Source organism: SAR202 cluster bacterium, from assembly GCA_016872355.1.
In the GTDB taxonomy this organism is placed as follows: domain Bacteria; phylum Chloroflexota; class Dehalococcoidia; order Lucifugimonadales; family VGZY01; genus VGZY01.
Genome location: VGZY01000003.1, coordinates 88,163 through 95,228, shown reverse-complemented (window position 1 = coordinate 95,228; position 7,066 = coordinate 88,163). Strand labels below are relative to the sequence as shown.

The window sequence follows — 7,066 nt, the reverse complement described above, 5'->3', positions numbered from 1 at the left end:
CAAGACTTGCTTTTGAGACATCGATACCGATAAATGTACTCTGACTGGCCATGATGTCCCTTTCTGTCCCTACCTTGCGGAAGCGAGCTGTCACTAATGACGCTCAGGCAACTGTTCGGGATCTGTAAGGTGATTTGCGCGGCGGCCTCGCTGAAGGACGGTCTCGACAATGTCGGACCAAGGCCTGATCGGCCTGCCGCGCTATCTCACATTTTATACATCAGCCAGTCTCTTTTTATCTTACAAGGGCTCTAAATCTATTCGGTCCGGTGACCCAGGGCGTCGCCCTCAACGCAGAGCCTACGTGGGCTCCACCCTGGGCTAAGTTATCCCGCGCCTTCAGCGCTCCCCAAATCAACTCCGCACCTTGGGCGTCCAGTAACGCCCGGCGATGCCGCGTTCGAGGCACCCTTACGCTATCTCGGGCGGCGAAATTGACAAGAGACGATTAGTTGGAATGAGTGACCAGGTAGACGAGCCGAAATGGGGTTTCCCAATGTAGCCTGCGCGATTCATCGCGCCCGTGTCGCCGACATGCTATCTTGGCGAGCGAGGCAGGCGCGATGAATCGCGCAGGCTACACAAAATAGGACCGGAAGCCAAATGGCTGCCGGTCCTATTTTGTGCGGTCCGAATGGTCCTGAGGCTATGCGGACTTCTGCTCGGCCTTCTCGCGGGTAGGCATGTAGGCGAGGTCGCCGTTGTCCTTCACGAGGCGGACAGGCACCTTGCCGCCGACGGCCTGGGCTTCGACGACGCAGCGGTTGACGCCCTTGAGGGACGGCAGCTCGTACATAACGTCCAGCAGCGTCTTTTCCAGGATGGAGCGCAGGCCGCGAGCGCCGGTGCCCTGCTTGAGCGCCGCCTCGGCGGCCACATCGAGAGCGTCGGGCGTGAACTCCAGCTCCACGTTATCCATCTGGAAGAGGCACTGGTACTGTTTGACGAAGGCGTTCTTGGGCTCCGTGAGCACCTTGATGAGAGCGCGCTTGTCCAGGCTCTTGAGGCCAACCGTTATGGGCAGCCTGCCGATGAGCTCGGGGATAAAGCCGTACTTCAGCAGGTCATCCGCTATGACCATCTCGTACGGGTTGAAGCCGGTGTCTTCCACGCTCGCCCGTGTCGTCCTCGCATTAAAGCCGAGGGACACCCTGTCCCTGGACATGCGGTGGACCACCGTCTCATCAATCCCCTCGAACGCGCCGCCGCACATGAAGAGGATGTTGTCCGTCTTGATCTGCAGGAATTCCTGGTGCGGGTGCTTGCGTCCGCCCTGGGGCGGCACGTTGGCAACACACCCTTCGATGATCTTGAGGAGGGCCTGCTGAACACCTTCGCCGGAAACGTCGCGGGTGATCGAAGGGTTCGGGCTCTTGCGGGCGATCTTGTCTACCTCGTCGATGTAGACGATGCCCTGCTCGGCTCGGGCGATGTCGTAGTCGGCGGCCTGGATCAGGCGGAGAAGGATATTCTCCACGTCCTCGCCCACGTAGCCCGCCTCTGTCAGCGAGGTTGCGTCGGCGATAGCGAAGGGGACGTCGAGAATCTTGGCGAGGGTCTGGGCAAGGAGGGTCTTCCCTGAGCCGGCCGGACCGACCATGAGGATGTTCGACTTCTGGAGCTCCACGTCGTTGGCGGACTTCTGGTTGGACCAGACGCGCTTGTAGTGGTTGTAGACCGCTACGCTCAGGACTTTCTTCGCTTGCTCCTGGCCGACAACGTACTCATCGAGTTTCTGGTAGAGCCTCTTCGGGTTAACACCCTTTGACATGAGGCCCGGTGATTCACGGGGAGGAGCGGGGCTCTCCTCGGTGATAATCTGCCCGCACAGTCCGACACACTCATCGCAGATGAAGACCCTGTCCGGACCCGCTATGAGGCGCTTGACCTGCCCCTGGGCCTTGCCGCAAAACGAGCACTGGTAGTTATTCTGGGCATTTCTTGTCGGAGGCATACCTTTCCTTAACCTGCTGGACTACCCGGACCTAACAGGTCCCGGCCCGATGTTTCGCTTAGTGTAGAACTAAATTCAACTTAGCCGGTATTAACGCTTTGCCTTCCTGGCCGAATCGGATGCCTTGCTGGAAGCGAGGATCTCGTCGATAAGGCCGTACTCCTTTGCCTCTTCCGGGTTCAGGAAGAAGTCGCGGTCGGAGTCGCGCGCGATCTTGTCGTAGGGCTGCCCTGTCTGCTCCACGAAGATGGTGCGAATTGTGTCCTGGAGGCGGAGCGCCTCGCGGGCGTGGATCTCAATGTCGGATGCCTGGCCCTGGACGCCGCCGAGGACCTGGTGCATGTGTATGGTGGAGTTGGGCAGCGCATTGCGCTTGCCCTTGGTGCCGGAGGCGAGGAGCACGGTGGCCATGCTGGCGGCGGTGCCCACGCAGATGGTGGAAACGTCCGGCCGGATAAGGCGCATCGTGTCCAGGATGGCCAGGCCGGCGTAAACGCTGCCGCCCGGGGAGTTGATGTAGAGGTGAATATCGCGCTCCGGGTCCTCGCGGTCCAGGAACAGGAGCTGAGCGATTATTGCGTTGGCCACCTGGTCGTTGATGGGCGTTCCAAGGAATACGATCCGCTCCTTGAGCAGGAGCGAGTAGATGTCGTATGCCCTCTCCCCGCGCGCGCCCGTCTCAACCACCATTGGGATAATGCTCTGTATTTCGTTGTTCAAAAGTCCCCTCCCCAATTCGTTGGTGCCTGTCTCGGTCCTATCAGCGATCTAACTCAGGCGCTACTGCGCGGGCGCAGCGCCGTTCTGGCCCTTTGCTATCTCAATCAGCCGCTTCATCGTCTTGTCCATGCGAAGCGACTCTCGGATCTGGCCCCGGATTCGCTCGGACTTGAGCTGTTTCCTGGTGACCTTGTGGCCGTGCTCGTCCTCAACGTTCTCAAGCTCCGCCAGCTTGGCGTCCAGCTCATCATCCGCTACGTCTATCTTTTCCACGTCCCCAAGCTTCGCCAGCGCGTATGAGCGGGTGAGCTGGTCGGAAGCGTCCTTCTTCATCTCCTCCTGCACCTGCTCCTCGGTCTTGCCCAGGTAGCGCAGGTAGTCGTCGAGCCGGACCTTCATGCGATCGATGAGCTGGTTGCGTCGGTCTACCATATGCTCGACTTCGTGCTCAACTAGTAGCGGGGGCAGCTCAACTCTGGCAAGCTTCACAAGCTCAACCAGGGCGGCCTCCCGGTACTGGGACTCGCTCGCCTTCTTGGCATCGGCCTCGATGCCGGAGCGGATCTCGTCCTTCAGCGCCTGCAGGCCGTCATACTTCTCGCCGATCTCCTTCGCAAAATCGTCGTTCAGCTCGGGGAACTTGCGCTCCTTGACGCCGCTGACACTCACCTTGAAATTGGCTTCCTTGCCCTTGATCTCTGCGTCCGCATAGTCATCGGGGACCTTGAGGACGAAATCCTTCGTCCCACCTATCTCTATGCCCTCAAGCTGCTCGGCGAAGCCGGGGAACGGGACGCCCCTGTCCTTGTCCGCCAGGAACACGGCGTCACGCTCGTTGAGTATCTCGTTAGTCTCCACAGATCCCTGGACGTCCAGCGTCACCATGTCGCCCAGCTTCACCGGGCGCTCGGCCGGCTCCCAGGTGGCGTAGTGCTTTTGCAGCTCGGCCAGCCGCTCGTCAATGTCGGACTCATTGACCTCGGACGGCTTCTCCTCCACCCGGATAGACTCATAGCCGGTGATGTCCACCCCAGGCTCGAGCGGGACCGTGGCCTTTACGGTCACCGGATCAAGGTCCACCACCTCTAGCTTGGGCGTGCCCGAGGCCTCGAGCGACTGGGCGTCGATAGCCTTCTGGGTCATATCGGAGACCATATAGTCGAGGGCTTCATTCAAAAGCCCTTCCTTACCCAGGTACCGTTCGACGATTGAGAGTGGGGCCTTACCCTTGCGAAAGCCCGGAATGTTCAGGCGGTTTACGACTTTCCTGTAACCGGCGTCTATGTATGGGGGTAAATCGGGCTCCTCTAGCTCAATGCTCAAGACCGTCTGCCGGTCTATGACCTCGGACTGGGTAATTTTCAACGCGCTACTCCTAATGACACACTATTTTCATTATAGCATTGTACCTATTGCTGTAAACCAACCAGCCGAGGCGTGGATAAGCCTTTTGAGGGCGCGGCGTAGTCTTCGAAACCTAGTGTGCCATAATGTGTCATGCGGGCGCTTCGCCCGCTCAATTATGCGAACCGGGCGAGGAGGCTCGAGTCTCCTCGCCCGGTCCATCTGAACAGCCTGCCCTACCCCGCGGCGATCTGCGAGGCCACTGGGGTCTTCTCGAATGTCAGCCCCTCGTCGGTGGCGTCTATCCGGACGTTGTCGCCCTTGGCGAACCTGCCAGCCAGTATCGCCTTGGACATCGGGTTCTCAACGTACCGCTGCACCGCTCTCCTGAGCGGCCTGGCGCCGAAGACGGGGTCGAACCCCTCCTTGCCGAGCCACTCCTTGGCCGCGGACGTAAGCCTAACCGTTACCTTGTGCTCCGCCAGCCGCTTCTCCACCTCGCGCACGGCCAGGTCCACGATCTGTTTGATCTGGTCCATGCTCAGCGGCTCGAAGATGATGATCTCGTCTATCCTGTTCAGGAACTCCGGCCGGAACGTGCGCCGCAGCGCGTCCTCTACAGCCACGCGCCTGCGAGCGCCGTCCGCATGCCCATCGCCCCCCAGGAATCCTATCGGCGCGTGGGCCGCCTCGCTCGTCCCCAGGTTGCTGGTCATGACGATCAGTGTGTTCCGGAAGTCCACGGTCCGGCCCTGGCCGTCCGTGAGCCGTCCATCCTCGAGTATCTGGAGGAGGATGTTGAACACGTCGGGGTGCGCTTTCTCTATTTCGTCGAACAGCACCACCCTGAACGGCCTGCGGCGCACGGCCTCGGTAAGCTGGCCGCCCTCGTCGTACCCCACGTAGCCCGGAGGCGCGCCGATGAGCCTGGACACGGCGTGCTTCTCCATGTACTCGGACATGTCTATGCGCACCATGTTCTGCTCGTCATCGAACAGGTACTGGGCCAGCGCGCGCGCCAGCTCCGTTTTGCCCACGCCGGTGGGGCCAAGGAAGATGAAGCTGCCGAGCGGCCTCTTTGGATCGCTCAGTCCAGCCCGCGCGCGGCGCACGGCGTCGGACACAGCGGTTATCGCCGTCTCCTGGCCGATAATGCGCTCGTGCAGGCGCTCCTCCATGTGCAGGAGCTTCTCCGCCTCGCTCTCCAGCAGCCTGTCCACGGGGATGCCTGTCCATGCGGCGATCAGCTTGCCGATGTCTTCGGAGTTGACCGTCATGTCCATCTTCTTGCCGCCGAGAGCCTTCTCTTTCTCTTCCTCGTACTGGCCCTTGAGGCGCGCTCCGTCCACCTTCATCTCAGCGGCCTTCTGGTAGTCGCCGCGCTGGGCCGCCGCCTCCTCTTCGTTCTCGATCTGCTTGATCTTCTTCTCGATCTCCTTGACGCCGTCCGGCAGCGCCTGAAGCTCGATTCGCTTCTTGGATGCCGCCTCGTCGATCAGGTCCACGGCCTTGTCAGGCAGCAGCCTGCCGGTGATGTAGCGCTTGCTCAGGCTCGCCGCGGCATCCAACGCGTCGTCGGTGATTTTGACTTTGTGGTGCGACTCGTAGCGAGGCCGCAGGGCCCTCAGCATCAGGACGGCGGTCTCGACGTCCGGCTCCTCTACCAGTATCGGCTGGAACCGGCGCTCCAGCGCGGCGTCTTTTTCAATGTGCTTGCGGTACTCCGCCTCGGTCGTCGCGCCCAGGCACTGGAGCTCACCGCGGGCCAGCGCCGGTTTCATCATGTTGCTGGCGTCGATCGCCCCTTCGGCCGCTCCTGCGCCCACGACGGTGTGTATCTCATCGATGAAGAGGATGATCTCCCCCTTCGCCTGGCGTATCTCGTCCATGACCGCTTTGAGGCGCTCCTCGAACTCGCCGCGGAACTTGGAGCCCGCCACCATCGCGCCCATGTCGAGCGCCAGCACGCGACGGTGCGCAAGCTCCTCCGGCACGTCGCCGGAGACGATGCGCTGGGCGAGTCCTTCCGCGATCGCGGTCTTGCCCACGCCGGCGCCACCGATGAGCACCGGGTTGTTCTTGGTGCGCCGGATGAGGACCTGCATGACGCGCGCGACCTCGTTATCGCGCCCGATGACCGGGTCCACCTTGCCGCTGCGGGCAAGCTGGGTGAGGTCTATGCTGTACCTTTCGAGGGAGCGATAGCGGTTCTCGGCCCTCTGGTCGGTCACGCGGTGCCCTCCTCTGATCTTCTGAAGGGCCTGGTAGACGCTCTCCAGGGTGATCTTGAACTCCTTCACCACCTTTGCGGTATCGCCCTTTTCCTCCTGGACGATAGCGATGAGCAGGTGCTCCGTGCTGATGAAGTCGTCATTAAGGCGCTTCGCCTCTTCCTTTGCGCGCTCTATTGCCTGAGAAGCCCTGGGCGCAACGTACAGCTGGGACGTCGCGTCTCCGCTGACCTTTGGCGCGGCGTCAAGGAGCTGGCCCATTCGCGCGCGCATTGCGGGAACGGACATGCCGATCTGCTTCAGAATCTCAAAAGGCACGCCCTCTTCCTTTTCCAGGATCGTCATGAGGATGTGCTCAACATCCCACTGGGTGTGCTTGTAGCGCCGGACAATCTCCTGTGACTGGCCGATGATCTCCTGCGCCTGCTCTGTGAAGTCGTCTGGTCTGAGAACCAATTTCCACCTCGTGCGGAGCAATTTGGGTGAGTCAGTTGAAAGTTGTGAATTGGGAGCCGGAGGGGTCACGCAAGAAAGGTGGTCTTACTCCAAGGGTACCACTTGCGCTCAATCCCGGGTCGTAACCCTGTTGCCCAAAAACCTTGAGTTAAAGTGTATCAATTTGTCTCATGCAATATCCAGCGCCGGGATTCATTGAGAGCGAAAAATCACAGAGCACTGTGATGCGCGCCTCTCACTACCGGCGTATCGTAATGTTGAAATGTTGACAAGATACGCACCCTGGGAAGCTCCACAAGCATGCTGTGGTGATGCAGACTTGCCAAAATTGAATCATGGCGCCACTCGCGCCGCCGTTAGG

General features: G+C 60.6%; 4 protein-coding genes. All 4 read right to left on the bottom strand.

Annotation, left to right across the window (positions count from 1 at the left end; all coding sequences use genetic code 11):
* Positions 1–646 precede the first annotated feature (646 nt).
* Positions 647–1,954, bottom strand: a complete 1,308-nt coding sequence (clpX, locus tag FJ319_01560) for an ATP-dependent Clp protease ATP-binding subunit ClpX (GenBank protein MBM3932985.1) — start codon at positions 1,952–1,954, stop codon at positions 647–649.
* Positions 1,955–2,044: 90 nt separating this feature from the next.
* The gene (locus FJ319_01555) at positions 2,045–2,644 is read right to left on the bottom strand and encodes an ATP-dependent Clp protease proteolytic subunit (GenBank protein MBM3932984.1); all 600 of its coding nucleotides are present in this window, start codon (positions 2,642–2,644) and stop codon (positions 2,045–2,047) included.
* A 90-nt stretch (positions 2,645–2,734) separates the two neighbouring features.
* The gene (gene tig / locus FJ319_01550) at positions 2,735–4,054 is read right to left on the bottom strand and encodes a trigger factor (GenBank protein MBM3932983.1); all 1,320 of its coding nucleotides are present in this window, start codon (positions 4,052–4,054) and stop codon (positions 2,735–2,737) included.
* A 200-nt stretch (positions 4,055–4,254) separates the two neighbouring features.
* A complete protein-coding gene (locus FJ319_01545; GenBank protein ID MBM3932982.1) occupies positions 4,255–6,705 on the bottom strand; it encodes an AAA family ATPase in 2,451 nt (816 codons plus the stop codon).
* Positions 6,706–7,066 lie beyond the last annotated feature (361 nt).